Here is a 24,386-nt window from a genome sequence, read left to right as displayed (position 1 = left end):
CTCTTGAGTAAACTTCGTTTAGGCGTTATCGGGCTGGGCGGCATCGCGCAAAAAGCCTATCTGCCGGTGCTGAGCCACGCAGATAAATGGACCCTGGTTGGCGGTTTTTCGCCGAATCAGCAAAAAGCACAGGCCGTTTGCGACAGCTATCGTATGGCCTGTTTCTCGCGCATCGACGAACTGGCCAGCCAGTGTGACGCGGTATTTGTTCACAGCAGCACCGCCAGCCATTTCGACGTGGTCGGCCAGTTGCTGGCGCAGGGTGTGCATGTGTACGTCGATAAACCGCTGGCTGCGGAGCTTGATCAGGCCGAACAGTTGGTAGAGCAGGCACGAAAAGCGGGTAAAGCGCTGATGGTCGGCTTCAACCGCCGCTACGCGCCGCTGTATCGCCAGCTCAAAGCGCAGATGCAAAATCCGGCATCCGTGCGTATGGATAAACACCGTACCGACAGCGTCGGGCCAAACGAGCTGCGTTTTACCCTGTTAGATGATTATCTGCACGTGGTCGATACCGCGCTGTGGCTGGCGGGCGGCAATGCGAGTCTTGAAAGCGGGCTGATTCAGGTGAATGAATCGAATCAGATGATTTACGGCGAGCACCATTTTCTGTGCGGTGAAACACTGGTGACGACCTCGATGCACCGTCGCGGCGGCACGTCCCGTGAGAGCGTGCAGGCCGTGACCGATGGCGCGTTCTATCAGCTCGACGACATGCGCGTCTGGCGGGAAGAGCAGCAGGATGTGCTGACTCAGCCACCGGTGCCGGGCTGGCAAAGTACGCTGACGCAGCGCGGTTTTGTCGGTGCGATTGAGCACTTCGTCGATTGCGTGACTAATCAGACCGCACCTGAAACCAGCGGCGAGCAGGCGATTTATGCGCAGGCATTTATCGAGAAACTGCTGGAAAACTGAGTGTTAGCGACAAAATCACGCCTGTTCTGATCGTTACAATATATAACAACTGCCGGTGGCTATTGCATGGCGGATGCGTAGACTATGCGCATCTTCGGGCCATGCTGGTGACTTCTGATGATTAACGTGTTGATTTACAAGTAACACCGGCAAACAAGAAAAGTGACATGAACCTACTTAAATCTTTGGCAGCCGTCAGTTCCATGACGATGTTTTCACGTGTATTAGGCTTTGCGCGCGACGCCATCGTGGCCCGCGTTTTTGGTGCCGGAATGGTGACCGACGCTTTCTTTGTGGCGTTTAAACTGCCCAATTTGCTGCGCCGGATTTTTGCCGAAGGCGCCTTTTCTCAGGCCTTCGTGCCGATCCTTGCCGAATACAAAACCCAGCAGGGCGAAGAGGCCACGCGGACGTTTATCGCCTATGTCTCCGGTTTGCTGACGCTGGTGCTGGCGGTGGTGACCATTCTCGGCATGTTTGCCGCGCCGTGGGTGATTTACATTACTGCGCCCGGTTTTGTCGATTCTCCGGATAAATTCGCGCTGACCAGTTCGCTGCTGCGCATTACGTTCCCTTATATCCTGCTGATTTCTCTGGCTTCGCTGGCCGGGGCGATCCTTAATACCTGGAACCGTTTCTCGATCCCGGCCTTTGCCCCGACGTTCCTTAACGTCAGCATGATCGGTTTTGCGCTGTTCGCAGCACCTTACTTCCATCCGCCGGTGCTCGCGCTGGCCTGGGCAGTGGTCGCCGGTGGCGTCCTGCAACTGGGTTATCAGCTTCCGCATCTGAAAAAAATTGGCATGCTGGTGCTGCCACGTCTGAATTTGAAAGATGCCGGTGTGTGGCGTGTGATGCGTCAGATGGGGCCGGCGATCCTGGGCGTTTCGGTGAGCCAGATTTCTCTTATCATCAACACTATTTTTGCATCGTTTCTGGTCTCAGGTTCAGTGTCCTGGATGTATTACGCCGACCGTCTGATGGAGTTCCCGTCCGGCGTACTGGGCGTGGCGCTGGGCACCATTTTGCTGCCATCGCTGGCGCGCAGTTTCTCCAGCGGAAATCATGCTGAATACAACCGCCTGATGGACTGGGGCCTGCGCCTGTGTTTCCTGCTGGCGCTGCCAAGCTCCGTCGCGCTGGGTATTCTGGCGAAACCACTGACCGTCGCGTTGTTCCAGTATGGTAAATTCAGCGCCTTTGATGCGTCGATGACGCAACGCGCACTGGTGGCGTACTCCGTCGGGCTGATGGGGCTTATCGTGGTAAAAGTACTGGCACCTGGCTTCTATTCGCGTCAGGACATCAAAACGCCGGTGAAGATCGCCATGATTACGCTGCTGATGACCCAGGTCATGAACCTTGCCTTTATCGGGCCGCTGAAACATGCCGGACTTTCGCTCTCTATCGGTCTGGCCGCCTGTCTCAATGCCTCGCTGCTTTACTGGCAGTTGCGTAAACAGGATATCTTCCAGCCGCAGCCGGGCTGGAGAATCTTCCTGATTAAACTGTTTGTCGCGGTTATCGCGATGTCTGCCGCGCTCATTGGCATGATGTGGCTAATGCCCGCGTGGGACGTCGGCGGTATGGCTTATCGTCTGGCTCGTCTGGCGGCCGTAGTGGCTGCTGGCGTGATAGCGTACTTCGCGGTACTCGGCCTGTTAGGTTTTCGCGTGAAAGAGTTTGCGCGACGACTGGATTAACTGGCTGAGATGACAGAAACAGAAAAGGGCGCTTAGCGCCCTTTTTTATTGTCTCTGTTTAATCGCGATTACATACGTTCTACGGTTTCGATACCCAGCGTATCGAGCCCGGTTTTCAGCGTGCGCTGTGTTAACAGAGCCAGCTTCAGGCGGCTGTTGCGGCTGGTTTCGTCTTCTGCATTGAGGATCGGGCAATGTTCGTAGAAGCTCGAGAATAGACCGGCAACGTCGTAAAGATACGCGCACATGGTGTGTGGCGTGCCTTCACGGGCTACGACGGTCAGCACTTCTTCGAACTGCAACAGGCGGGTCGCCAGTGCTGCTTCACGTTCTTCGCGCAGCACAACCGGCTGAGTCAGGCTGTTCACGTCGATGTCGGCACGCTTGAAGATAGACGCCACGCGGGTGTAGGCATATTGCATGTAAGGCGCAGTATTGCCTTCGAACGCCAGCATGTTATCCCAGTCGAAGATGTAGTCGGTGGTGCGGCTTTTCGAGAGATCGGCATATTTGATAGCGCCGATACCGACCGCGTTCACCAGCTTATCCAGCTCTTCGGCATCTTTCAGTTCAGGGTTTTTCTCAGTGATGAGCTTACGTGCGCGATCAATAGCTTCATCCAGCAGATCGGACAGTTTCACCGTGCCGCCTGAACGGGTTTTGAACGGCTTGCCGTCTTTGCCCAACATCATGCCAAACATGTGGTGCTCGAGCGCCACGGAATCGGGGACATATCCGGCTTTACGCGCGATGGTCCACGCCTGCATCAGGTGCTGATGCTGACGGGAGTCGATGTAATACAACACGCGATCGGCGCCCAGCGTTTCATAGCGGTATTTCGCACAGGCGATATCGGTGGTGGTGTAAAGGTAGCCGCCATCCTTTTTACGGATGATAACACCCATCGGATCGCCATCTTTGTTTTTGTATTCATCAAGATACACGACGACTGCGCCTTCGCTGTCCACTGCCAGACCTTTGGCCTGAAGATCGGAAACGATGCCCGGCAGCATGTCGTTGTAGAGGCTTTCACCCATCACGTCGTCTTCGGTCAGCGTCACGTTCAGACGGTTATAAGTCAGCTGGTTCTGCGCCATGGTGACATCCACCAGTTTGCGCCACATCTGACGGCAGTATTCGTCGCCGCCTTGCAGTTTCACCACGTAACCACGGGCACGCAGGGCGAAATCTTCATCTTCGTCGTAGTTTTTCTTGGCCGCGCGATAGAACTCTTCAAGGTCGGCCAGATTCATGTCACCGGCGTTTTCGTTCTGCACTTTTTCGAGATAGGCGATCAGCATACCGAACTGCGTACCCCAGTCACCCACATGGTTCGCGCGGATCACTTTATGGCCGAGGAATTCGTTAGTACGCACCGCCGCATCACCAATGATGGTGGAACGGATATGGCCGACGTGCATCTCTTTTGCCACATTTGGCGCGGAATAGTCGATGACGATGGTCTGTGGCTCAACCGGCGTGATGCCCAGTTTAGGCGCGGTCAGCGCGCTGTCGACGTGCGCACCGACAAAGGCAGGATCAAGGAAAATATTGATAAAACCCGGCCCGGCGATTTCGACTTTATTTGCGATGCCGCTCAGATCCAACAGTTCAACCACTTTCTCTGCCAGTTGTCGTGGTGGCATACCGAGTTTTTTTGCCACTGACATAACACCGTTAGCCTGATAGTCGCCAAACTGTGCTTTGGCGGACTGACGGACTTGCGCTTCGCTGTCGGCAGATGCGCCAGCTGCGATCAGCGCCTGGCTGACTTTTTCTGAAAGAAGTGACTGAATATTCACCGGATTACCTTATGTTTAATCCCCGTCATCCTACGTGCTGCCTCTGCGTTAACTGCCTTGATGCAATCCGAAAGATTGAGGGGAAGAATGTAGTTGTTTACTGATTATCCGCTTTAAGCGGATTAACCGAAAATGATGCGTGTTTATATCATATCAGCCATAGGGAGTCAGTATCGCCGCGCCTTTCAGAGGGTGGAAAACCCGATTCTGCGGCATGTCTCTGGCAACCGGATGAAAGCCTGTGTAAATTACCCGCCCCGGAAGATTTGCAAATTCAAAAGAGTTAGGATGCCCGTCATGAAACATGTGCCTGAGTTACAGGATTTAGTCGATGATCTGCCACGCTTTGTCAGCGTATTGACGGCATTCGCCGCGAAGTTGCAGGTGACTTTGGAAGATTTCCATGCTGACCATATCTCCGTGCGCTGTCATCAAAATACCACGGCGGATCGCTGGCGTGCAGGGCTGGCAAAATGCGGTTCGTTATTAAATGAAACCCAGATCAACGGGCGTCCGATCTGCCTGTTCACGCTCAACGAACCGCTGAAGGTAGGGCCTCTGCAAATCGACTTGGTTGAATTGCCGTATCCGGGTGAGAAGCGATATCCGCATGAGGGCTGGGAACACATCGAGATTGTGTTGCCGGGTGTGGAAGAAGAGCTGTATACCCGTGCACTGGCGCTGATCGCTGATGAGGCGCTGATCATGCCGGGTATCAAACTCAAACAAAGTTCGCCTAAGGGCGAGAACGAACGCCTGCCTAACCCGACGCTGGCGATCACCGATGGGTCGGTGACCATTAAATTCCACCCGCACAGCCTGCGTGAGATAGTCGCCAGCGAAAGGGAACAGGATTAATCTGCCAGTGCCCGAAGGGCGACGTCCATGCGATCCAGCGCTTTTTCCAGCAGCGCACGCTGGCAGCCAAAGTTGATGCGCACAAACTTTGGCTCGCCAAACTCTGCGCCTGAAGTAAACCCGACACCGGCATCCACAAAGAAGCGGTAAGGGTCTGTGACCGGCAGAGCGCTGGCGTCGATCCAGCCGAGGTAGGTGCCTTCCGGCGCAACCATGTTCAAACCCGGCATGGCGTTGATCCGCCGCGTCACCAGCTCGCGGTTATCACGCAGGTATTCGAGCTGCGCGCTCAGCCATTCGTCGCCATCGCGATAGGCTGCGGTTGCAGCGACGAAGGCCAGAATGTTGACGTGCGGAACGATGCCTTTGCTGGTTTCGAGGAATTTACGGCGTAATTGCGGATTCGGGATAATCGCCATCGATGCGCCCAGACCGGCCAGATTGAAGGTTTTTGAAGGCGCAAGAAGCGTGATCGAACGCTGTGCGGCATCTTCATTAAGCGACGCAAAGGGGATGTGTTTAAGGCCGGGATCCAGAATCAGATCGCAGTGGATTTCGTCTGAGCACACCACCAGATTGTGGCGTTTGGCGAACGCCTGTTGTTCCAGCAACTCTTCGCGGCGGTACACCGTGCCACCCGGATTATAAGGATTGCACAGCATTAACAGGCTTTCTCTGCCGTCGAGCTGGCTTTGTGCAGAAGTAAAATCGGCCACCCAGCGTTGTTGCTGTTGTTTTACCGCAATCGCTTTGTACTGGCGTCCTTCAGATTCTGCGGCCTGAATGAACGGTGGGTACATCGGCAAGGGCATCAGGCTGGTCTGCTCTGGTGTGACGTTTGCACGCACGGCGACGTTCAGGCCACAGACCAGGCCGGGCAACCAGACAATCCAGTCGGGTTGGATTTGCCAGTCGTAGCGTTCAGCCATGCGTGCGACCACTAACTCAGTCAGTTCGGGTGGCGTAAAACCGTAACCGAAAACGCCTTCGGCGACGCGCTGTTGTAATTCTTTAATGACCTGCGGCGGTGCGGTGAAATCGGTATCTGCTACCCAAAGCGGAATGACATCCTGATTATGGTATTTATTCCACTTAACGCTATCACTGTGACTGCGGTCTACCCATAAATCAAAATTGAGTGTCATAGTTAGTTTTCCTAAGTAAGCAGTAAGCAATTGGGCGGGGATGCTCATCTGTAAGAGCCTACGCGACATGGCCGGTTACAAACAAGTGTTGTAGCATAATGCCGTTATCAGGAGGGGTCACATGACTAAGTTAGAAGTGTGTTGTTACAGCGTGGATTGTGCGCTTACGGCAGAGCAGGCCGGAGCCGATCGCGTCGAATTGTGCGCGAGTCAGGCCGACGGGGGGATTACACCAAGCTATGGCACCCTCAAACTGGCCAGGGAAAAAGTGACGATCCCGGTGCATCCTATTGTTCGCCCGCGGGGTGGTGACTTTTGCTATAGCCAGAGTGAATTCGACGTGCTGAAAAGCGACGTCGCCTGTATCCGTGATATGGGGTTCCCCGGCGTGGTGGTCGGAATGCTGGATGCGGAAGGGCATATCGATATGCCGCGCATGTGGGAAGTTATGGCGCTGTGCGGCGATATGGCAGTGACGTTCCATCGAGCCTTTGATATGTGCCTTAATCCAAAGGTTGCGCTGGAGCAGTTGACTCAGTTAGGGGTGGCGCGCATTCTGACTTCTGGCCAGCAGCAGAACGCTGAAGTCGGATTACCGATGCTGCGGGAACTGAATCAGCTGACGCGTGGTCCTATCATTATGGCGGGCGCGGGAGTACGCCTCACCAATCTGCAAAAGTTTGTGGATATCGGGCTGACAGAATTACACAGCTCGGCGGGGCGCCAGGTGAAATCTTCTATGCGCTACCGCAAGGCCGGTGTCACCATGAGTTCTGACACAGATTTTGATGAATTCAGTCGTTATTGCGTGGACGGCGATATTGTTGCCGCAATGAAAAGCACATTGCAGTTCGACGATGAAATATCCCGCACGGCGTAATTAAGCCGATTGAATTAAGCCAACAGTTTTATTGGGTCTCACGACCCTTATTGCGTCGCCCTGCGCAAGTACCAAGCCCCGTCATGTTGGCGGGGCTTCTTTTATTTAAAACAATTAGTTAAGTTATCAAGGGGTGCTGGTGGGGTGCTGGGTTAACCAAAAATACTCTATATATAGCTGACAATCTCAAATAATAATCATAAAAAAGCCGGGTTTCCCCGGCCGTTCACGCCTTGCTCTGCATGCTCTCAAAAAGGTCTTTCCCTTTCTTTCGTTGCTTGTCGAGATGGTCCGCCAAATCCTGAATATGGATCATTCTCGGTGATTTTTGACTGTCGCTGGCGCGGAAGGTTGGGACCGGAAACTGACCGAGAGCTGCCTTATTTTCTGCTGTTGATGGTTTCATTCCGAAATAGCGTTCTGCAACGTCAGAGAGCGCGATGGTTGCAGTCTGAAATTCTGCCATCAGTAAAAACATAGTATTCATATTCATCTCCTCACACTGCACCAATAGCTTTTTGGACTACCCGATAACCCCGTTTCCGGGGCTTTTTAATTGGCTCAATCTTCACTGGCGCTACTCGTGGCCGTGGCGGTTCTGGTTCATAAATTCCGGTGCGCATTCGATACTTTTCCCTCATCTTCCACGCGTTCCAGGCTGTCCAGTCGCAACCGTCATCAATCTTCACAGTGGCTTGAATCAGAGTATCGTTGACATCAACCAGTTTCGATTTTGATAGCCTACGTAGCGTTGGCATCAATTAGGAGCCTCCGATTTCAGAGCCTCCATTCGGAGCTTTGCGCGATGGTCACACGCCATGAATGCTGCGCGCGGGATGTAGCGCTTCATTTCCTCAATCAAAAACTCTCCATGTTTTTCACGGCTTTGCTGATTAGCTTCTTTCTCTCGCTGACGGAGAAGAGCAAGGCGAGCCGTAATGCTCCGACGCGTCCCTTTCCATGACGCCAGCGCATGACTTGCGCGGTTACGCCATCCAGAATCATTATCGATAGAAGCCTTCAGTTGGCGTTCGATATCGATGATCGAATCTTCTGCATTAATCAGCGCAGCGAGATGGTCCGCAATGGTAATTAGTTCTTCAAATTTTACGTGTGGATTTTTCATCGTGCTGCCTCCCGTTGAGCAACCTTATAGGCTCGCATCACAGCTGGCGTTCTGCCGGAAATAACGGAGTACAGCAAAAAGAAACCTGTTCGCTTAGCTCTGACATCAGCAGAGAGCAGGGCGGAATCAACAATTCGGTTGTGCTTGCGAAACTCAAACACAGTGCTGGTGATTGTGAGGCTGGCGAGAACGCCGCTTAACTTGTATTCAAATTTCATTCAGCACCTCGGCGCAAATTTCAAAGGCGTTATCTCGCAGGGGCATAATTACCAATAGCGGGTTGCCATAAATGTGTTCGGTCACTGGATCAAGCAATAAAACACAGGGGCCAGTTTTGCCGTAGGGCTTAAATTTCACCGGGCCGAAGTCGCTACCGAACATCAAATACGGGAGTGCCAGTAATTTTGCCGAGAACATTGGCAGTTCATCGCAAGGCTCGGGTTCGTCTGGCAGAAGCTTGTCGAAGTCGGGATATTTCCCTTCAATAACTTCCAGCTCGTTGTGCCCAGCTGGGCGGCCATCATCAAAGTAGTGAGCGGCGACCCACTGATCATTAATAACCATGAATTCCGTGCCCTCGGCATCAGTAGGGATGTCCCCGTGAACCCGGAATACAGCATCAATAACTGTGACAGCGCCGTGCACCATCTTCACCAATGCGCGACCGTCAGTGGCTTGGATGTGTGTTGGGGTGATGTACACCCCTTTCAGATACTCGCGTGGCTCATCATCGGCAGCGACGCAGTGCAGGGCGGCACGAAGAATATCAGTTGGAAAGAACATTATTTAGTCTCCTTAAAAAGGCTTGTTGCTGAGCAATTCGGCATACTGCTTTTTGATTTCTTCGTGCTTTGCTTTCCACTTAGAGATTTCGCGCAGGCGGCTTCTGAGTTTCAGCAGGCGGTTGTAGGTACGGTTGTAGGCCTTCCAATACTGGTTAGTGAGTTCGCCGCGTTTTTCAGCCTTATGGCCGTTAACAATCACTGGCGTTGATGGCTCGTGGGTTGGGATGCAGGCTTTATCAAACGTGCCAGTAACCATGAAATGCACCAGGTTGTTCATGGCCGCACTTTGGCTCAGGAAACGTCGGCGGCGACCGTGACGTGTCACGACATAGACGGGGGATTGCACCGTTTTGAATGACTCATCAATCGCGCGATGTGTTTTAGGTACCAGTTTCATTTTCTATCCTTCTGGGTGTTGTATTTTTCGTGGCTCATCAACTGCCAGCTCAGGCCTTGGTCTTTTGAAAGCAGGCGCCAGCGGCGATTAACTTTCAGTGATAGGTTTCCGGTACCGATGATCCGCGCCGGATGTAGGCGTTGTTTCCGGAACATGCTGAGTACGGAAATCGCCCGGACGTGAACCCACTCAGGAACGCGAATGGCTGTCAGTGTCATCAGCTCACCATCTGCAGGTCTGAGTGCTTCGGATCCTGAAGCGCCTCGGTGACGGCATCGACCATCATTTCTTTGATGAAGTCGTGGCCGCTGGGCGTCAGCGTCCCGCGCACTGAGTCGAACATCGCGGCGTAGGTATCGATGATTGCTTGTTCCCCATCTTTCAGGCCGCGGACCTCATACACCAGACGCTCGATGTGGTTGATCATGATTTGAGAGAGGCTCAGCTCTGATATCTCAACAACCACGGGAAGCTTTTTAGATGGCAGCCTGACAAACGTCTGACTGCCGCCAAAATGGCGCTGACAATATTCTATGTAGGTAAGGGCGATGCGCTGGCGCTCACGCTCAATTCGTTCTTTATTACTCATCGCAAATACTCCTTACTCGCCTTTTGGATGCAGGTTTCCCCGACCGTTAGGCCGTATTTAATTTTCGAGGTAATCAATGGCTATTAATGATGTTTATTCTGTCTTGCTGTTATTAAACTTATCGACACTGTTTTTTAATTGCATAACTCGCGCAGCTATTATCATTAACATCCCTTCGTGTGCACGTTTGTATTCAGCACGTTCGAACAAGCTAAAGTTATTAACTGCGGTAAGCATTGAGTCTATGACATATAACTCGTCACCCACCTCCAGCATGCCGAAATCAACTGGAGTTTGATTAGTCTTTGCCATCAGAGGTACTCCTGTTCTAATTTATTGAGCATTTGGCGAACAGTTTTGATATTTTCAATCACTAAGTGAGTGATGGAGTATTCATCTTGAAAGCTATCATCTGTCTGCAAGTTAAATCGGACTACACGCAATGCGCCTTCTGAAATGTTAAGGTCCATAATGCAGGATCGAATACCATCGAGAAGGCTATCTTTGGTTTCATTGTTCATTTTTGGTTGCCGACTCAGCAGTGATAGAAATAATGTCAATAATCTCTAAGGACAGTGACTTTTCTTCGTCGCTACCGGTAAGAAATTGTGCGGCATCGGCCAGTGCCTTAATTTTTCTCAAGGCATATTCAATATCTATTGATGTTGAGTTAATCATGTTTCACTCCCCCTGCGATGGCAGCACGTCCCGCCAATTCCTGAGCGAATGCAACCAACTGATTCGCTAATGCTTGGTCGTCATGATTTGAAAGAATAACCATCGAGGTATCTAGGATCATTGCTATATCGCTAAGGATGTCTACAAAGTCGATGCCAATGTCTTTTTTAGCTGTCATGGGGAGCCTCTTTATTTGGTAAACGCGCGGCGAGAGATAAAACGTATCGTGGTGCCAACTCACGACGTGCTTCTCGTTCTGAACACGCCACAATGCGAATCATGACTGGCTTTGCGGTGGTGTCGGAACGTTTAACCGATGCAAACAGAAAAACACTTGTGCTAATATCAGCAACAGCCTTAATAACTAATCCGCTGGCGCAGGTTTGTTTTGAGGTTAGGCTCTGGGGGTTAACGGGCGTTGAACCCAGAGCTGAATTAGAGCAAAAATTCATGTTATCCATTATAGTTCTTCCCCTGATAATACTGACAACTTCTCTCCCAGACCATTAACGACAAACTGTGCCAGCAATAATAAAGAGTCGATTTTTAAGTCTTGGTCTGCTTCTGGGTCAATATTTACTTCATCACGCACGGCCTGCAATAGAGTAAAAAGTGAATATATGTCTTTAGAGTATTTTTGTAATAAGGTTTTTATGATTGCTACGTCATTCATTTTTTCACCTTTAATTTAATGAGTTTTAAGTAAACGGAATGTGCTCTCGATATAATCATGCATGGAGGGATTCTCTGCGAGAATGTCCTTTGTTTCTTTGTTCATTTCATTTAAATTTGAAAAGGCGCAAACCAAAATTGCAAAGCAACCGACTTTTTTATACACCCCAATTACAACGCCGCGTTTCGTATGAAATGCTTCATGAGAATATTTGAAATCCTCGTTGGTCTTTCGGAAGTGAGCAAATAATCCCTTGTTATCAACAAGAGGAAATGAATGATACTCACCGGGTGCTACATGTAGAGAAAATGATTCGCATTCGATTAAATTTAAATTTCTCGTAAATTTATTCATTTCAATAACCCGCTGTTTGTCGTTGAAATGAGTATCACCGCTGGAGATTTATAAGTCAACTCCAGCGGTGATATTAATTTATCTCTAGCGGTTATTATTTGAAATTACAGGAGATTTTTGTTGTATTTAAAGAATTATGGGGGGCGTAAGTACAAAAAAACCGGCTCGATGGCCGGTTGTGGTGGAAAATCTCATTAGTTTATAGGAAATGCAGGTCTGTGTTTTTGTGGAAACTCATCGTTATCAACATAGCGAGTAGCTTTGACTATTGCTGATACAAAATGCATTTTCTCAATTTCACTGGGATCAAGAGTGATGGGTTTATGCTCATTGTTGATACTGGAGAACTGATAACTCCCGTCCCTTGTTTTTGTCATAACTTTAATCATGTTATGGCCATCTAGTGTTCTGACAAACACTTCATCCCCAGAATGAACGTGGGTGTTGGGCTCGATCACGACAAATTCACCTGACTGTATACGCGGGTGCATGCTATCGCCTTTCACCTTGAGGCCATAAGCGTCTTTGTCGGCACTATAAATCTGAAGCCAGCCAGCGCGTATCTCAACCATATCAATCATGCCATCGACTCCCAGGATGGCTTCACCTACGACGGGTACCGCCCCAATGCGCGGTTTACCAGCATATTCAAAATCATCTGATTTGAGTGACTTAGCCATTATGGCGATTTCTTCGGCGATTGATGGGCTAAATTCGCCAACAGGAACCTGAAGGATTTTTGCAAAGGCGGCAGCATTACTTGTATTCAGCGCATTGACCCCATTCAGCAACGAAGCAACGGCGCTTTGCCCAACATTTAATTCGTCAGCAATCGCTCCTTGAGAAAGACCCAAGAGTTTCTTTTTCGCTTCATATAGCGCCTTGAGGCGCTGAGCATCGGCGATTTGCTCGGATGTTAGAGGTTTCTTTTTCATTCCATAAAAATATCACCGCAGGGAATATAAATCAACCACCGCAAGTGTTGACTAAATAATCTCTAGCGGTGATACTTGCTTCAAGCTATCAACGGAGTGCAACGATGGAAAAATTAACTCTATCAGCCTTTGTCGGGAAACACGGCCAAGCAAATACGGCGAATTTACTTGGTGTCCGGCAAAGCGCTATCAACAAAGCCCTTAAATATAAGAGAAATATTTTAATTACCCTGCATGAAAACGGCGATATCGAGGCAGAGGAATGGAGGAAATTCCCAAGCCAATTACCAAGGGGAAAATTGCAAAGTGCCTGACTATCACCGGACGGTTATGCCTTCAGTATTCAGTGAGGCAGATGGTGAATGGATTCAAAGCATGCTGAGTGAGTCAGGCCCGGCGGCAAGAGGAAAAATAGCGACAAGGTACGCAGAAGTTTACCAAGTTGCATGGGACAGCGAGCCGATCAGTTTCAAACAGGAAAACAAAGCGCGTCATGAAGCAAATACGCGTCTCAGGGAGTTTGTCCGGAAGTACTCAGCAGCCAGTTCAGGTTTAACAGCTAAGCCGAAACTAGTTGGTGAGTAAGCCCTCCAAGAAAGCCTTTAGATCCCGTACTAGCTAAGTAGTACAAGTGGGGAAGAGGGGAGAAAACTTTCTAGGGGGGTTTGGGGGGTGATCTTTGAAAGAGGGGTGTTAGGGAAGGCCTAGCCAAAGGAAGGGCTCTTTACTTAAAGATGATCACTGTCTTTAGAAAAAGCGACACAGAAGTTTAGATGGCTAGAAGGTTAGCCGAATAACCGGTCAGGGCTTCGGTTCTGGCTAAGCGAAATAATCACTGAGGGGGAAGTATTCGATGAAATTACATTTGAACTCTGAAGCCTCGAAGGGAAGCAAGAAACCGGCGCGTCACACTTTGGCGAGTTATACCGTGCCGGTCCTTGCTGAGGTACAACATGCTTAACATCACTGCGAATTTAGCACAGCAACGTGCGCTCGACATGTTACGACGCGACTGGAAACAGTACAACTCGTTCATGGTTTACAGCCCTACAGGTAGCGGTAAGACTGGGCTAAGTGCGTTCATCACTGACGGGTTCGTCTCACGCGGTATGCGCGTTCTGATGGTCTGCCCGTACACGGTACTCATCACCCAAACAGCCAAACGTTTTGTCGAATATGGGCTACCAGAAGAAGAAATCGGCTTTATCTGGCGTGACCACCCAAACCGCGATCCAAACCGTTTGATTCAGATTGCTTCAGCTCAAACGCTCATCCGGCGCGATTTCCCTGACAACATTGACCTGTTGATTGTCGATGAGGCTCACCTTCGCCAAAAAAAGATGCTTGAGGTTATCAAGTATCTGATTGAGAAAACCAACGTGAAAGTTATCGGTCTGTCGGGCACGCCCTTCGCGCCATTTCTTGGAAAGTATTACCAGCGGCTAATTAAGCCGACCACGATCAAAGAGCTAATGAAAGTTGGCGTGTTGTGTGGTTATGAGTTTTTCGCCCCAACCAAACCTGATTTGACCGGCGTCAAAACCACTCGTTCAGACGAATACGGCAGCGACTTCAAAGATGACGATGTTGCGGAAATCATGTGCGGTTCACAACTGGTGGGCGACATAGTCCGTAACTGGCTGGAGAACGGTAAGGATCTTCCTACCGTCGCTTTTTGCGTCAACGTGGATCATGCCAACTTCGTCACCATCGGATTTAACCAGGCCGGTGTGAATGCAGAGGTAATGGTCGCTGAAACGCCACACGAAGAACGCCAGATGATTATTCATCGCTTTGAGCAGGGCGCTACAAAGATTCTGGTCAGTGTCGGTACTCTCATCGCCGGTTTTGACAGTGACGTGCGCGCCATCATCTATGCCCGACCTACCAAATCAGAAACCCGCTGGTTGCAGACAATTGGGCGCGGCCTGCGAACAGCTCCGGGCAAAGATGCCTGCCTGGTATTCGATCACTCTGGTTCAGTGATCCGCCTCGGGTTCCCCGACAGCATTGAATATGACGAACTGCCATCAAAAAGCGACGGTATGAAAGACGCTGCCGCACAGAAAGCAGCAGAGAAGCTGGAAAAACTCCCGAAAGAATGCACCCAGTGCCACTTCATGAAACCTGCTGGGGTTTACGTTTGCCCTAAATGCGGATTTAAACCATTGGCCGGTGAAGATGTTGAGACGGATACCACTCGCGGTCTGAAGCAGCTGAGCGGTAATAAAAAAGCGCCCACGCTGAAGGAGAAACAATCTTGGTGGTCGCAGATCATTTTCTATCAGCGCCAGCGCGCCATGCAGGGTAAGCCGGTGAGTGATGGCTGGTGCGCTCACACCTTCAAAGACAAATTCGGTACTTGGCCTAAAGGTCTCAGCAGCCATCCAGTGCAGCTGTCACCTGAGGTCAGCAATTACATTCAACACAAACGCATCGCCTTCGCTAAGGGGACCAAAAAGCAGAATGCTCAAGAGGTTCAGCCGGTACTCAAACTATCATGCGCGCCACCGGCCACAGCTGCAGAGAGAACAGCGCAACTTATTAAAATTCGTCAGCAGTTATTAAATCGAAATGTAGGAGAAAATCTTTGAAAACACGTGACGCAGCAATAGGGCAATGGCCGAAGATTCTCGACTACTACGGTTTACCTCCGATCACCGGTAAGCGGCATTTCAAAGGTAAGTGCCCAATCTGCGGGAGTAAGGGTAAATATCGCTGCGATGATATGGAAGGGCGCGGAACGTTCATTTGCACCTGCACTCGCGGCGATGGCTGGAAGCTACTGACGCTGACTCAAAATAAAGATATCAAAGATTTGATGTCTGAAGTCGATGAGATTATCGGCAACATATACGAGTCAGAACAAAAACAGCTGGCGCCGGTGAAAACGGATGTCACTAAAACTCGTGAGCGGGTGATTAATATGTTTTCCCGGATGACATCACTGGCGCGTACAGACGGTGAGAAGTACCTGAACAGCAGGGGGATATTTGAAATGCCGCCTGAGTCAGTTCGTTACTGCGCCTCTCAGAAGGCTGCAAATGGTTCTGCGCATCAGGCTATCTGGTCACTGGCCACAGATGATAAAGCTAATCTTTGCTACCTGCACCGAACGCTACTTGATGGTGATAAGAAAGCCTCCGTACCGGCCTCAAAAAAGCTTACTTCGCTCCAGGAAGAGAATGTCTTGAAGTATGCCGAATCCGTAGCGATCCGGATGTTCCCGCCAGCAACAACGCTTGGCATTGCTGAAGGCATTGAGACGGCGCTCTCCTGCAAAAAAATCTACGGCGTGAATACCTGGTCAGTTATTAACTCAGGTTTCATGTCTAAATTTCGTGTACCTGCTGGCGTCAAACATCTGATTATTTTCGCGGATATGGATCCTCATTCAGCAACTGGTCACGCCGCCGCTTTCGCATGCGCCCACGCTAATCTGGTAGCAAAAAATGACCTCGAAAAGGTCAGTATTCGCTGGCCGGATCAGGGGGATTTCAACGACATGATGCTTACTGGCTGTGAAGTCAGAGAGCAGCCATTCACCAAGAAGGTAGCCGCCTGATGAAACTGGAAAACGCACTGAAGCAGTTCAACCCTAAAAGCCAGACGTTCACCAACGTGCCGCCCGCTACTGCATCGGATTCACTTTCGGGACCAGACCTCGCTGCCAGTATGGGAATGGCCGAGGCAGAGGCTGAATTCGGTATGGGGGCTTTCCTCGGTAAAAACGGCATCAGTCAGGAAGACGGGCTGCGCACTATTGAGCGCCTTGCTGTTTATGCGATGAAAAACGCCGGTAAACATGTCGGTAAAGCAGCTGGCCGCCGGATGGCGCATTGCATGGTGATCCTCGCGAAGATGGCCTATGCCGAGTATTGCCAGTCAGCGGGAAGCACTAACACCTGCAAAGAATGCGCTGGCGCTGGGTTCCAAATGGTGGAACGCGAAGTAGTGAGGTATGCCGGTTATGTTGGAGCTGATGGAGAAGTGAAGATCCCTGAGGTAACCAAAACCCAGACCGTTAGAGAGCTGTGTCGGCCGTGCAACGGGAAGGGGACTATCTCGCAGCGCTGCCGCTGTAATGGTACCGGCCGCGTGCGTGACCTGGAGAAATCAAACCTTCTCGGCGTTCCGGTCGATAAGACTTGTGATCGGTGTGCGGGCAGAGGATACAAACGGACACCCGGCACAACGGCCTATAAAGCGATTGCGGCGCTGCTGCCAGATCTGCATGAAAGGACATGGAACCGTAACTGGCGACCGCTCTATGAGTTGCTGGTGACCAAATGCGAGCAGGAAGAGAACCACGCGGATGCTGTGTTCCACAGAATCACAAGTAGATAGGATGATCGGGGATCTTATAGGGTGATTTGAATATAAGTCTTGCATTTTGTCCGAACTTGGCGTAATTTCTCTAAATCATGGGCGTTTCTGTAGATGACCCCCACAAAAATATTATAAACCTCGCCCATGCGGGGTTTTTTCTTTATGGGTTCCTAGTATTAGGATGATAATTTACCTTAAGTATTGTAAGGGTAAGTTCAGGTGTATAGAATGCGCCCCTCGGCCCTTTAGCTCAGTTGGTTAGAGCTCACGACTCATAATCGTTCGGTCGCTGGTTCAAGTCCAGCAAGGGCCACCAATCAATGCGGGCATCGTATAATGGCTATTACCTCAGCCTTCCAAGCTGATGATGTGGGTTCGATTCCCACTGCCCGCTCCAAACAATGCTTTTCAGTCTGCGAAGATGGGATTACCCGGAGTGATTGGAAAGCACATTCGCATGAGTGTTGGGAATTTCATTGATACGCACTATCGATCCCCAAGCTCTCAGCGCTCAGCCGAATGAACTTTATAACCCGCCGCTTGTGCGGGTTTTTGCTTTCTGCATAACAGACAAGCTGCCTGACGAATTGAGCCGTATCGCGGAACACTCGTGTTGTGAAACAGGCAGCTTTTCGTTGTGATGAAATACATAACCTTAGTGGGCGGGCGTTAACCGCCTGACAAATTCTTAGGGCTGCCAAATTGGCGGCCTTTTTTTATGCCTCAATGACTACGCACCCAACCGGAAATATCAGCCAATAGGGGGCACCCGAAAAGCGGATTCGTCACCGCCTGTGGCTGATGCCAATTTGACGCAGCCAAGACGAGGCTTTATGCAACACGCATTAAACCAACGTGAATTAAAACGCCTACTTAAATATGACCCTGACACCGGTATATTCACAAGACTGATCTCATGGACGAAATATTACCCAGTAGGCTCTATTGCTGGAAGGACAAGTAAAGATGGCTACTTAAGGATCTCAGTCCATAGGGTTGTATATGCCTCTCATCGGCTCGCTTGGTTTTATGTTCACGGAGTATGGCCACTAGGAAATATTGACCATATCGATATGAACAAGAAAAACAACAGAATTGATAATTTAAGAGAGGCGAACCTATTTGAAAATGCCAGGAATAAAGAAAAAACGATCACAAATAAGAGTGGTTATAAAGGCGTAGCAAAAAATACTAAATGCAATACGTGGCGCTCAACAATTACAGCAAACAGAAAAACAATCTACTTGGGATCCTTTAATAATAAAGAGGATGCAGCTATCGCTTACGACAAGGCGGCCATAAGGCTGCATGGGGAGTTTGCGAGGACTAACTTCCCAGTGGGGTGAGGATTATGAAAATGGACCAAAGCTCAGGAAACATCGTCACGCAGTTCTTTGCGTGGTTCGCTGCGATAGCGGCTGCCTGCGGTTTCACCACTCAAGACATGGTTTACATGCTGTTTGGACTTATCGGTGTGATTATTTCCTTTGCGTCGTATGTCAGTGGTCGCCTGGACGCCCGCAAGGCACGAAAAGAAAATGAGAAACGCACCAAAATTGTCAGTGACTATCTTGACGACGCGCGGGCTAAACCAGCTCACGAAAAGCCAGCAGCCGCGAAGGTGATCAGTGAAGCGCTTTCAAAAGCGGAAGGCTGATATGGCTAATTATAAAACGAAGCTCAGTGCAGCAATGTTGGCACTGATCGCTGCGGGCGCTTCTGCACCGACTCTGATGAGCCAGTTTCAAAATGAGAAAGAGGGCACCAGTCTGATTGCTTATGCGGATAAGGGCGGCATCTTGACTATCTGCGGCGGAGTGACCTATGTGAATGGAAAGCCTGTACTCAAAGGCATGAAGCTAACGCGGTCACAGTGCGATGCTATCGACAAAGCAGAGCAAGCCAAAGCGCTGGCGTGGGTTGATAAAAACATTCACGTTCAACTTACTCCTCCCCAGAAAGTCGGTATCGCTTCCTTCTGCCCTTGGAACATCGGCCCGGGGAAATGCTTCCCTTCGACGTTCTACCGCAAAATTAACGCTGGTGATCGCCTCGGAGCATGTGCAGAGATTAAACGCTGGATCTGGGACGGTGGGAAAGATTGCCGTATTCGGTCCAATAATTGCTTCGGGCAAGTTCAACGCCGGGATCAGGAAAGCGAACTGACGTGCTGGGGGCTCGATAAATGACAGTGAAAGCATGGATTGTTGTTGGCGTGGAACTCTTGCTCTCGGCGATGCTGGTTTACATCCTGCTGGGTGAGGTTAATAAACAAAGCGCCCGGGCTGATAAAGCAGCGTCGCTTGCACAACAGCGGCAAGATACGATTAACGACATGCAGGTGCGTCAGCGCGACGTTGCTGCCCTTGATGCGAAATTCACTGGAGAGCTGGCGGATGCGAAATTCACTATTGAAAAGCTGCACGATGATGTTGCTGCTGGCCGTAAGCGGCTGCAACTCAATGCAAGGTGCCCCTCTTCGGACAAAACCCCCGGCACCCCCGGCGTGGATGATGCTGGCACCGCCCGACTTACTGACGCCGCTCAACGGGATTATTTTACCCTCAGAGAGCGGATCGAAATCAGCAACAAGCAATTGAACGGGCTTCAGCAATATATTCGTGAGCAATGTCAAAATTACTAATGATGTTCTCCATATTCGCTTGAAATATGTCTACCTGCCCACATTTGATATGTACGCCAACGTGATGGCGTAATCAAAAAGACAAATAAGGGTACATTATGAAAGATGGCATTTACAAAGTCACATTCGATAGCAACCAAAATGACTATGGATACGGAATCGTTACAGTAAAATCTGGTTCAATTAACGGCGGTGATGAGACCTGCTACTACCAGGGGGTTTTATTTGGAAATAAAGCTGATTTGCGAGTAGTTACGCATAATAAAAGCAACACGTCTGTCTTTGGTCCTATTGATAAGTTCGATTTGGATCTCAGCTTTAACGATATGCCGGGTGGTGCGATTTTCAATGGCTGTGTTAAAAATCAACCGGATATGAAAATTAAAGGGAGTATGCACTTCCTCGACGACATTGTTTAAATAGACAATAGCCGCCTACGGGCGGTTTTTTTATGCCCATCGCAGTGAGTGTTATGTGCGCTCAGTCCAATGTGCAGCAAAGCCATAAGAGGATCCATGTCAAAGCTCAACCTTGAAATTTTCCCTCCATCTACTGCTGATGTGAACTCTGTATTTTCTGAGATTGAACGTAAATATCGATGGAAAGCGGCAACACCGGAAACGGTCGCTGATATGGAGCGTGAAGCTTCTCGACTCATTCGCCGACTGATCACCACGAAAGTGACGTTCGTTAAATAAACTCCGGAGGGGGTATGACAAATCCCGAGGAAAGCGGCCTTGAACGTGATTACTGCGCCGGACAACTTTCTCTTCGTGATTTGGCTGATATTTACGGCATCAGTGAAGGGGCGATAAGAAAGCGCGCCAAAAAACACGGATGGGTACGCACTGAAAAGAAAGGTACGCAAAAAGGTACGCAGGTACGCAAAAGCGGTACGCAAAAAAAAAGTGTGCGTACCACGGAAAAGAGCGCCACTTCTGACGATTCAGAAAAGAACGCAGCGGGGGAAAGTCGGTCCCCTGAAAATACGAAACCGATACGAGGCTCGCGTACCGACCCACCTGTTAACGCCTTCAAGCCCAATAATCAGCTCTCCCTTAAGCACGGCGGCTATGCGCGCCGCCTGTTGCTGACTGATGACGTGATTGAGGACGCCAAGGCGCTGACGCTCGACGACGAACTCTTTCGCCTGCGCGCCAGCAACCTGGTCGCCTCGGAAAATATCGGGCGCTGGAAAACTGAACTTGAAGACGCCAATCCCGACGAGATTAAAGGGCTGTTGGAAAAAATCAGTTCGGCTGACAAAGCCATGATGCGCAATACCGTTCGAATTGAGTCGATAGAGGGCACCACCGCAACAATCCGCAAGGTATTCGCCGACACAAATTATCGCGTGATAGCGGCGGAGAAAGTGGGGCTCGAAGTCGATCGTCTTAAACTCGAACTCGGTGATCCGAATAATGACGCCTCTGGCGGTCTGGATGATTTCTATGCTGACAACCCAACGCCCGTCCCTAAATCCGGCGCTCAGGCCGTTTTGGACAACCAAGGCGAGGAATAAGGTGCTTTACGGTGGCCGCGCTTCGAGTAAGTCGTGGGATGCTGCCGGAATGGCAATTTTTCTCGCGGATAAATACAAACTGCGTTTTCTCTGCACACGTCAGATCCAGAATAAAATCGATGAGTCTGTTTATGCTCTGCTGAAAATTCAGATTGAGCGCTTCGGGCTCCGGCACCGTTTCCGTATCCTCGACAATAAAATCATCAACCGTTTTACCGGTAGTGAATTTATGTTTTACGGGCTGTGGCGCCACGTCAGCGAGATTAAATCTCTGGAGAGCATTGATGTGCTCTGGAACGAAGAGGCCCATGGTATTACCGAGGCTCAGTGGGAGATTCTGGAGCCAACAATCCGTAAAGAGGGGTCTGAATGCTGGTTCATCTTTAACCCAACACTGGTCACGGATTTTGTCTGGCGAAATTTCGTCATTGATCCTCCGGCTGACACCATCGTCAGGAAAATTAATTACGACGAGAACGGCTTCCTGAGCCAAACCATGCAAAACGTCATTGCGGCGGCAAAGAAGCGTGACCCTGAAGTATTTGAACACGTATACCTCGGCGTTCCTCGCACCGATGATGATCAGGCGATCATCAAGCTTTCATGGGTTGAAGCGGCGATAGACGCACATAAAAAACTAGGATTTGCACCGAGCGGCCGTAAGCGTATCGGGTTCGACGTTGCAGACAGCGGCGCGGATAAATGCGCCAACGTCTACCGCCACGGCTCAGTGGCTTACTGGGCTGATGAGTGGAAGGCTAAAGAGGACGAGCTGATGAAAAGCTGCAAACGCACTTATCAGGCCGCAGTCGAACGCGGTGCTGAGATCGTTTACGACTCAATCGGCGTCGGCGCCTCTTCTGGCTCCAAGTTCGCTGAAATAAACGAGGAGCGACAGAAGGAAGATCCGTACAACACTCAGCCCATATCCTTTTCAAAATTTAATGCCGGAGCTGGCGTGCATGAACCGGACGACGAGTATCAGCCGGATATCACGAATCAAGATTTCTTCGCCAATCTCAAGGCTCAGGCTTGGTGGATGGTGGCCGACAGGCTGCGCAACACATACAACGCAGTGACCCACGGTGAGAAATTCCCCGTGGATGAGTTGTTGAGCATTGATGGTGATTGTCCTCATCTCGACAAACTGAAATATGAGCTTTCAACGCCGAAGCGTGATTTTGATAAAAACGGGCGCGTGATGGTAGAAACCAAAAAAGACCTGGCTAAACGTGATGTGCCTTCACCCAACATTGCGGACGCATTCATTATGGCTTTCGCACCTTTAGACAGTTCTTTGGAAGTGTGGGGAAGGTTGGGTCAGTAAATCTTTGGAAATGGCCAGTTCATCTAATTTTTTTGCTATGCAAATGCACCCCCATTTTATGCACCGTTTATGCAACCCGTTTTGACCCCTTCACTCGGCTAAACAGCGATAAATACGCCTTAAGAGGCGACATTTTAATGTGGCTGGTTCTGCCGGGGCGCTTAACAGTCATTATGTTAAAAACTGTTTAATTTCATGAAAAATAGCGAGTAATACATGGCCCGTAAAAATCGCCGCTCTGGCGTACAGAAACCCGTACGCACGGCTGACGGGTACAATAATTTCACGGCTAAACTCGGCGGGCACACCGCCAATATCCAGACCGGCGGCAGCTATCAGCCCGGTTATATATCCCGTAATCGCGTACAGCTCGAATTTGCCTACCGGTCATCGTTTCTGGTGGGCGCCGGCGTAGATGCTATGGCCGATGATATGACCCGCAAGGGCATCAACATCAGCTCAAAGCTAAAGCCCGGGCAGAAGGGGCGGTTTGAAACGTTCTGGGATGATATCGCCGCTTGGGACGAGGTGAACAACACGCTCAAGTGGTCGCGGCTGTACGGCGGCGCGCTGATGGTGGTTCTCATCGAAGGTCAGGACATGAGTACACCACTCAATCTAGACCGCATCAAGGAGGGCCAGTTTAAAGGGCTGATGGTGTTTGACCGCTGGATGGTCAATCCGAGTTATTACGATCTGATCACCGACTACGGCCCGGACTTTGGAAAGCCAAAATTTTATAAAGTGGTCACCAATCAGCAGGGCATTCCACCCTGGAAGATCCACCACTCCCGACTGGTACGCATGGAGGGCGACTCTCTGCCATTCCAGCAAGCGCAGACAGAGAACGGCTGGGGAATGTCAGTGGTTGAACGCATCTTTGAGCGCATTCAGGCCTTTGACACGGCGACCGTAGGCACTACTCAGCTGATCCACAAGGCGCATCTGCGGACCTACAGCATCGAGGGATTACGAAAAATACTGGCGACTGGTGGTGATTTAGAGGCCGGACTAAAGAAGCACATGGATATGATCCGTGAGTTTCAGACGATTGAAGGCATGACCATAATGGATGCCAAAGATAAGTTTGAGACGCACAGCTATTCGTTTGCGGGTATTGCTGACGTCATCCTGCGCTTCGCAGAGCAGGTCTCAGGGGCGACGGGCATTCCATTGGTGCGCCTGTTTGGTCAATCACCCTCAGGATTTAGCACAGGCGACGGTGATCTTGAGAATTACTACAGCCGTGTGAACTCCCTGCAGGAACGGCGCTTGCGTCGTCCGATTCGCTGGTTACTCGATATCTCCTGGCGCTCTCTGTTTGGCGAACCGTTGCCGGAAGATTTCACCTTCGACTTTAACAAGCTCTGGGAAATGTCTGATACCGACAGGGCCACGATGGCCAGCAACGTCACGACCGCACTTGCTACTGCCGTTCGTGATATCGGCATGTCTCCCGCTGCTGCGCTGAGCGACCTGCGCAACATGTCGGATGTGATCGGCATCGGGGGTTCTATCACTGACAAGGATATTGAAGATGCGAAGTCGCAGTGGGAGGAGCCTGAATCTGAAACCGGCGCTGCGCCGTCGTTCAGAAGTTCAGTATCAGAAAAGCCTACTGGGGATAGTCAGCCAAATAAATCAGATAGTAACTGGTTCCTACGATGGTTCCCAGGCAAGCGCTGACACCATCGCCGGACACCTGATCGACTATTCACAGGTTC

General features: G+C 50.4%; 35 protein-coding genes and 2 tRNA genes. 20 read left to right on the top strand and 17 right to left on the bottom strand.

Annotation, left to right across the window (positions count from 1 at the left end; all coding sequences use genetic code 11):
- The first annotated feature begins 3 nt into the window (after positions 1-3).
- On the top strand, positions 4-915 hold the full coding sequence (locus I2123_RS15595) for a Gfo/Idh/MocA family protein (protein ID WP_213050947.1): 912 nt from the start codon (positions 4-6) through the stop codon (positions 913-915).
- Positions 916-1,082: 167 nt separating this feature from the next.
- The gene (gene murJ / locus I2123_RS15590) at positions 1,083-2,618 is read left to right on the top strand and encodes a murein biosynthesis integral membrane protein MurJ (protein ID WP_112164436.1); all 1,536 of its coding nucleotides are present in this window, start codon (positions 1,083-1,085) and stop codon (positions 2,616-2,618) included.
- Positions 2,619-2,686: 68 nt separating this feature from the next.
- Here the strand turns inward: murJ and argS are convergent, their stop codons facing one another.
- Positions 2,687-4,420 (bottom strand): arginine--tRNA ligase, encoded by a 1,734-nt coding sequence (argS, locus tag I2123_RS15585; protein WP_112164435.1) that lies wholly within the window; start codon positions 4,418-4,420, stop codon positions 2,687-2,689.
- Between the two features lie 297 nt (positions 4,421-4,717).
- Here argS and I2123_RS15580 point away from each other — a divergent pair, with 297 nt between their 5' ends.
- Entirely contained in the window at positions 4,718-5,278 is a 561-nt protein-coding gene (locus tag I2123_RS15580) for a VOC family protein (protein ID WP_413534823.1), read from the top strand.
- On the opposite strand, the gene I2123_RS15575 is transcribed toward I2123_RS15580, so the two are convergent.
- Positions 5,275-6,423 (bottom strand): MalY/PatB family protein, encoded by a 1,149-nt coding sequence (locus I2123_RS15575; RefSeq protein WP_213050945.1) that lies wholly within the window; start codon positions 6,421-6,423, stop codon positions 5,275-5,277. The genes I2123_RS15580 and I2123_RS15575 overlap by 4 nt on opposite strands.
- 121 nt (positions 6,424-6,544) lie before the next feature.
- Between I2123_RS15575 and cutC the strand changes: the two genes are divergently transcribed.
- On the top strand, positions 6,545-7,303 hold the full coding sequence (gene cutC, locus I2123_RS15570; RefSeq protein ID WP_213050944.1) for a copper homeostasis protein CutC: 759 nt from the start codon (positions 6,545-6,547) through the stop codon (positions 7,301-7,303).
- Positions 7,304-7,529: 226 nt separating this feature from the next.
- Here the strand turns inward: cutC and I2123_RS15565 are convergent, their stop codons facing one another.
- The 15 genes from I2123_RS15565 to I2123_RS15495 form a co-directional block, all read right to left on the bottom strand.
- Positions 7,530-7,790, bottom strand: coding sequence for a pyocin activator PrtN family protein (locus I2123_RS15565; RefSeq protein ID WP_213050943.1), 261 nt, complete (start codon positions 7,788-7,790; stop codon positions 7,530-7,532).
- A gap of 270 nt (positions 7,791-8,060) precedes the next feature.
- Positions 8,061-8,429: a hypothetical protein gene (locus tag I2123_RS15560; RefSeq protein WP_213050942.1), complete on the bottom strand. Its 369-nt coding sequence runs from the start codon at positions 8,427-8,429 to the stop codon at positions 8,061-8,063.
- Complete coding sequence (locus tag I2123_RS15555) at positions 8,426-8,647, bottom strand: hypothetical protein (protein ID WP_213050941.1); 222 nt, start codon at positions 8,645-8,647, stop codon at positions 8,426-8,428. Before I2123_RS15555 ends, I2123_RS15560 begins: the two co-directional genes overlap by 4 nt.
- Positions 8,637-9,212: a hypothetical protein gene (locus tag I2123_RS15550; protein WP_213050940.1), complete on the bottom strand. Its 576-nt coding sequence runs from the start codon at positions 9,210-9,212 to the stop codon at positions 8,637-8,639. The genes I2123_RS15555 and I2123_RS15550 overlap by 11 nt, the downstream gene beginning before the upstream one ends.
- A 12-nt stretch (positions 9,213-9,224) precedes the next feature.
- Entirely contained in the window at positions 9,225-9,611 is a 387-nt protein-coding gene (locus tag I2123_RS15545; RefSeq protein WP_213050939.1) for a hypothetical protein, read from the bottom strand.
- Positions 9,608-9,829: a ParE family toxin-like protein gene (locus I2123_RS15540; protein ID WP_213050938.1), complete on the bottom strand. Its 222-nt coding sequence runs from the start codon at positions 9,827-9,829 to the stop codon at positions 9,608-9,610. The genes I2123_RS15545 and I2123_RS15540 overlap by 4 nt, the downstream gene beginning before the upstream one ends.
- Complete coding sequence (locus tag I2123_RS15535) at positions 9,829-10,200, bottom strand: hypothetical protein (RefSeq protein ID WP_213050936.1); 372 nt, start codon at positions 10,198-10,200, stop codon at positions 9,829-9,831. Before I2123_RS15535 ends, I2123_RS15540 begins: the two co-directional genes overlap by 1 nt.
- A 93-nt stretch (positions 10,201-10,293) precedes the next feature.
- Positions 10,294-10,512 (bottom strand): hypothetical protein, encoded by a 219-nt coding sequence (locus tag I2123_RS15530; RefSeq protein WP_213050935.1) that lies wholly within the window; start codon positions 10,510-10,512, stop codon positions 10,294-10,296.
- Positions 10,512-10,721, bottom strand: a complete 210-nt coding sequence (locus I2123_RS15525) for a hypothetical protein (protein WP_213050934.1) — start codon at positions 10,719-10,721, stop codon at positions 10,512-10,514. Before I2123_RS15525 ends, I2123_RS15530 begins: the two co-directional genes overlap by 1 nt.
- The gene (locus tag I2123_RS15520; protein ID WP_213050933.1) at positions 10,711-10,878 is read right to left on the bottom strand and encodes a hypothetical protein; all 168 of its coding nucleotides are present in this window, start codon (positions 10,876-10,878) and stop codon (positions 10,711-10,713) included. Before I2123_RS15520 ends, I2123_RS15525 begins: the two co-directional genes overlap by 11 nt.
- Positions 10,871-11,056 carry a hypothetical protein gene (locus I2123_RS15515; protein ID WP_213050932.1) on the bottom strand — a complete coding sequence of 62 codons (186 nt, stop codon included), beginning with the start codon at positions 11,054-11,056 and terminating at the stop codon, positions 10,871-10,873. Before I2123_RS15515 ends, I2123_RS15520 begins: the two co-directional genes overlap by 8 nt.
- Entirely contained in the window at positions 11,046-11,339 is a 294-nt protein-coding gene (locus I2123_RS15510; protein WP_244879836.1) for a host cell division inhibitor Icd-like protein, read from the bottom strand. Before I2123_RS15510 ends, I2123_RS15515 begins: the two co-directional genes overlap by 11 nt.
- Positions 11,339-11,551, bottom strand: a complete 213-nt coding sequence (locus I2123_RS15505) for a hypothetical protein (RefSeq protein ID WP_213050931.1) — start codon at positions 11,549-11,551, stop codon at positions 11,339-11,341. The genes I2123_RS15510 and I2123_RS15505 overlap by 1 nt, the downstream gene beginning before the upstream one ends.
- Before the next feature lie 15 nt (positions 11,552-11,566).
- Positions 11,567-11,905, bottom strand: coding sequence for a hypothetical protein (locus tag I2123_RS15500; protein WP_213050930.1), 339 nt, complete (start codon positions 11,903-11,905; stop codon positions 11,567-11,569).
- Positions 11,906-12,099: 194 nt separating this feature from the next.
- Positions 12,100-12,840 carry a S24 family peptidase gene (locus I2123_RS15495; RefSeq protein ID WP_213050929.1) on the bottom strand — a complete coding sequence of 247 codons (741 nt, stop codon included), beginning with the start codon at positions 12,838-12,840 and terminating at the stop codon, positions 12,100-12,102.
- Between the two features lie 104 nt (positions 12,841-12,944).
- On the opposite strand from I2123_RS15495, the gene I2123_RS15490 reads away from it, so the two are divergent.
- From I2123_RS15490 to I2123_RS15415, 16 genes are all read left to right on the top strand, one after another.
- Positions 12,945-13,154, top strand: coding sequence for a Cro/CI family transcriptional regulator (locus I2123_RS15490; protein WP_213050928.1), 210 nt, complete (start codon positions 12,945-12,947; stop codon positions 13,152-13,154).
- The gene (locus tag I2123_RS15485; RefSeq protein ID WP_244879835.1) at positions 13,147-13,425 is read left to right on the top strand and encodes a hypothetical protein; all 279 of its coding nucleotides are present in this window, start codon (positions 13,147-13,149) and stop codon (positions 13,423-13,425) included. Before I2123_RS15490 ends, I2123_RS15485 begins: the two co-directional genes overlap by 8 nt.
- A gap of 368 nt (positions 13,426-13,793) precedes the next feature.
- On the top strand, positions 13,794-15,434 hold the full coding sequence (locus I2123_RS15480; RefSeq protein ID WP_213050927.1) for a DEAD/DEAH box helicase: 1,641 nt from the start codon (positions 13,794-13,796) through the stop codon (positions 15,432-15,434).
- Positions 15,431-16,405, top strand: coding sequence for a DUF7146 domain-containing protein (locus I2123_RS15475; RefSeq protein ID WP_213050926.1), 975 nt, complete (start codon positions 15,431-15,433; stop codon positions 16,403-16,405). The genes I2123_RS15480 and I2123_RS15475 overlap by 4 nt, the downstream gene beginning before the upstream one ends.
- Positions 16,405-17,187, top strand: a complete 783-nt coding sequence (locus I2123_RS15470; RefSeq protein WP_213050925.1) for an antitermination protein Q — start codon at positions 16,405-16,407, stop codon at positions 17,185-17,187. The genes I2123_RS15475 and I2123_RS15470 overlap by 1 nt, the downstream gene beginning before the upstream one ends.
- Positions 17,188-17,408: 221 nt before the next feature.
- A tRNA-Ile gene (locus I2123_RS15465) sits at positions 17,409-17,485 on the top strand.
- Between the two features lie 6 nt (positions 17,486-17,491).
- Positions 17,492-17,566: transfer RNA gene (locus I2123_RS15460), tRNA-Gly, on the top strand.
- 397 nt (positions 17,567-17,963) lie between these two features.
- On the top strand, positions 17,964-18,515 hold the full coding sequence (locus tag I2123_RS15455; RefSeq protein ID WP_213050924.1) for an AP2/ERF family transcription factor: 552 nt from the start codon (positions 17,964-17,966) through the stop codon (positions 18,513-18,515).
- Between the two features lie 11 nt (positions 18,516-18,526).
- The gene (locus tag I2123_RS15450; protein WP_244879834.1) at positions 18,527-18,826 is read left to right on the top strand and encodes a hypothetical protein; all 300 of its coding nucleotides are present in this window, start codon (positions 18,527-18,529) and stop codon (positions 18,824-18,826) included.
- 1 nt (position 18,827) lies between these two features.
- Positions 18,828-19,358, top strand: coding sequence for a lysozyme (locus I2123_RS15445; protein ID WP_213050922.1), 531 nt, complete (start codon positions 18,828-18,830; stop codon positions 19,356-19,358).
- Positions 19,355-19,813, top strand: coding sequence for a lysis protein (locus I2123_RS25670; RefSeq protein WP_213050921.1), 459 nt, complete (start codon positions 19,355-19,357; stop codon positions 19,811-19,813). Before I2123_RS15445 ends, I2123_RS25670 begins: the two co-directional genes overlap by 4 nt.
- A gap of 98 nt (positions 19,814-19,911) precedes the next feature.
- Positions 19,912-20,232 (top strand): GrlR family regulatory protein, encoded by a 321-nt coding sequence (locus I2123_RS15435; protein WP_056779025.1) that lies wholly within the window; start codon positions 19,912-19,914, stop codon positions 20,230-20,232.
- A gap of 96 nt (positions 20,233-20,328) precedes the next feature.
- The gene (locus I2123_RS15430; RefSeq protein ID WP_213050920.1) at positions 20,329-20,511 is read left to right on the top strand and encodes a hypothetical protein; all 183 of its coding nucleotides are present in this window, start codon (positions 20,329-20,331) and stop codon (positions 20,509-20,511) included.
- Between the two features lie 14 nt (positions 20,512-20,525).
- Complete coding sequence (locus I2123_RS15425) at positions 20,526-21,335, top strand: hypothetical protein (RefSeq protein ID WP_244879833.1); 810 nt, start codon at positions 20,526-20,528, stop codon at positions 21,333-21,335.
- Positions 21,265-22,662 carry a PBSX family phage terminase large subunit gene (locus I2123_RS15420; protein ID WP_420834338.1) on the top strand — a complete coding sequence of 466 codons (1,398 nt, stop codon included), beginning with the start codon at positions 21,265-21,267 and terminating at the stop codon, positions 22,660-22,662. Before I2123_RS15425 ends, I2123_RS15420 begins: the two co-directional genes overlap by 71 nt.
- Before the next feature lie 216 nt (positions 22,663-22,878).
- A complete protein-coding gene (locus I2123_RS15415) occupies positions 22,879-24,348 on the top strand; it encodes a DUF1073 domain-containing protein (RefSeq protein ID WP_213050918.1) in 1,470 nt (489 codons plus the stop codon).
- The last annotated feature ends 38 nt before the right edge of the window (positions 24,349-24,386 follow it).

The sequence above is a fragment of the Rahnella inusitata genome (assembly GCF_018288855.1).
GTDB lineage: Bacteria > Pseudomonadota > Gammaproteobacteria > Enterobacterales > Enterobacteriaceae > Rahnella > Rahnella inusitata.
Note: the sequence above shows the minus strand (reverse complement) of the source record. Positions and strands in the feature narration are given on the sequence as shown.

Coding starts and splice junctions, on each gene's coding strand:
- murJ (WP_112164436.1), top strand. CDS start 1,083: ATGAACCTACTTAAATCTTTGGCAGCCGTCAGTTCCATGACGATGTTT.
- I2123_RS15580 (WP_413534823.1), top strand. CDS start 4,718: ATGAAACATGTGCCTGAGTTACAGGATTTAGTCGATGATCTGCCACGC.
- I2123_RS15575 (WP_213050945.1), bottom strand. CDS start 6,423: ATGACACTCAATTTTGATTTATGGGTAGACCGCAGTCACAGTGATAGC.
- cutC (WP_213050944.1), top strand. CDS start 6,545: ATGACTAAGTTAGAAGTGTGTTGTTACAGCGTGGATTGTGCGCTTACG.
- I2123_RS15565 (WP_213050943.1), bottom strand. CDS start 7,790: ATGAATACTATGTTTTTACTGATGGCAGAATTTCAGACTGCAACCATC.
- I2123_RS15560 (WP_213050942.1), bottom strand. CDS start 8,429: ATGAAAAATCCACACGTAAAATTTGAAGAACTAATTACCATTGCGGAC.
- I2123_RS15555 (WP_213050941.1), bottom strand. CDS start 8,647: ATGAAATTTGAATACAAGTTAAGCGGCGTTCTCGCCAGCCTCACAATC.
- I2123_RS15550 (WP_213050940.1), bottom strand. CDS start 9,212: ATGTTCTTTCCAACTGATATTCTTCGTGCCGCCCTGCACTGCGTCGCT.
- I2123_RS15545 (WP_213050939.1), bottom strand. CDS start 9,611: ATGAAACTGGTACCTAAAACACATCGCGCGATTGATGAGTCATTCAAA.
- I2123_RS15540 (WP_213050938.1), bottom strand. CDS start 9,829: ATGACACTGACAGCCATTCGCGTTCCTGAGTGGGTTCACGTCCGGGCG.
- I2123_RS15535 (WP_213050936.1), bottom strand. CDS start 10,200: ATGAGTAATAAAGAACGAATTGAGCGTGAGCGCCAGCGCATCGCCCTT.
- I2123_RS15530 (WP_213050935.1), bottom strand. CDS start 10,512: ATGGCAAAGACTAATCAAACTCCAGTTGATTTCGGCATGCTGGAGGTG.
- I2123_RS15525 (WP_213050934.1), bottom strand. CDS start 10,721: ATGAACAATGAAACCAAAGATAGCCTTCTCGATGGTATTCGATCCTGC.
- I2123_RS15520 (WP_213050933.1), bottom strand. CDS start 10,878: ATGATTAACTCAACATCAATAGATATTGAATATGCCTTGAGAAAAATT.
- I2123_RS15515 (WP_213050932.1), bottom strand. CDS start 11,056: ATGACAGCTAAAAAAGACATTGGCATCGACTTTGTAGACATCCTTAGC.
- I2123_RS15510 (WP_244879836.1), bottom strand. CDS start 11,339: ATGGATAACATGAATTTTTGCTCTAATTCAGCTCTGGGTTCAACGCCC.
- I2123_RS15505 (WP_213050931.1), bottom strand. CDS start 11,551: ATGAATGACGTAGCAATCATAAAAACCTTATTACAAAAATACTCTAAA.
- I2123_RS15500 (WP_213050930.1), bottom strand. CDS start 11,905: ATGAATAAATTTACGAGAAATTTAAATTTAATCGAATGCGAATCATTT.
- I2123_RS15495 (WP_213050929.1), bottom strand. CDS start 12,840: ATGAAAAAGAAACCTCTAACATCCGAGCAAATCGCCGATGCTCAGCGC.
- I2123_RS15490 (WP_213050928.1), top strand. CDS start 12,945: ATGGAAAAATTAACTCTATCAGCCTTTGTCGGGAAACACGGCCAAGCA.
- I2123_RS15480 (WP_213050927.1), top strand. CDS start 13,794: ATGCTTAACATCACTGCGAATTTAGCACAGCAACGTGCGCTCGACATG.
- I2123_RS15470 (WP_213050925.1), top strand. CDS start 16,405: ATGAAACTGGAAAACGCACTGAAGCAGTTCAACCCTAAAAGCCAGACG.
- I2123_RS15450 (WP_244879834.1), top strand. CDS start 18,527: ATGGACCAAAGCTCAGGAAACATCGTCACGCAGTTCTTTGCGTGGTTC.
- I2123_RS15445 (WP_213050922.1), top strand. CDS start 18,828: ATGGCTAATTATAAAACGAAGCTCAGTGCAGCAATGTTGGCACTGATC.
- I2123_RS25670 (WP_213050921.1), top strand. CDS start 19,355: ATGACAGTGAAAGCATGGATTGTTGTTGGCGTGGAACTCTTGCTCTCG.
- I2123_RS15435 (WP_056779025.1), top strand. CDS start 19,912: ATGAAAGATGGCATTTACAAAGTCACATTCGATAGCAACCAAAATGAC.
- I2123_RS15430 (WP_213050920.1), top strand. CDS start 20,329: ATGTCAAAGCTCAACCTTGAAATTTTCCCTCCATCTACTGCTGATGTG.
- I2123_RS15425 (WP_244879833.1), top strand. CDS start 20,526: ATGACAAATCCCGAGGAAAGCGGCCTTGAACGTGATTACTGCGCCGGA.
- I2123_RS15420 (WP_420834338.1), top strand. CDS start 21,265: ATGCTGACAACCCAACGCCCGTCCCTAAATCCGGCGCTCAGGCCGTTT.
- I2123_RS15415 (WP_213050918.1), top strand. CDS start 22,879: ATGGCCCGTAAAAATCGCCGCTCTGGCGTACAGAAACCCGTACGCACG.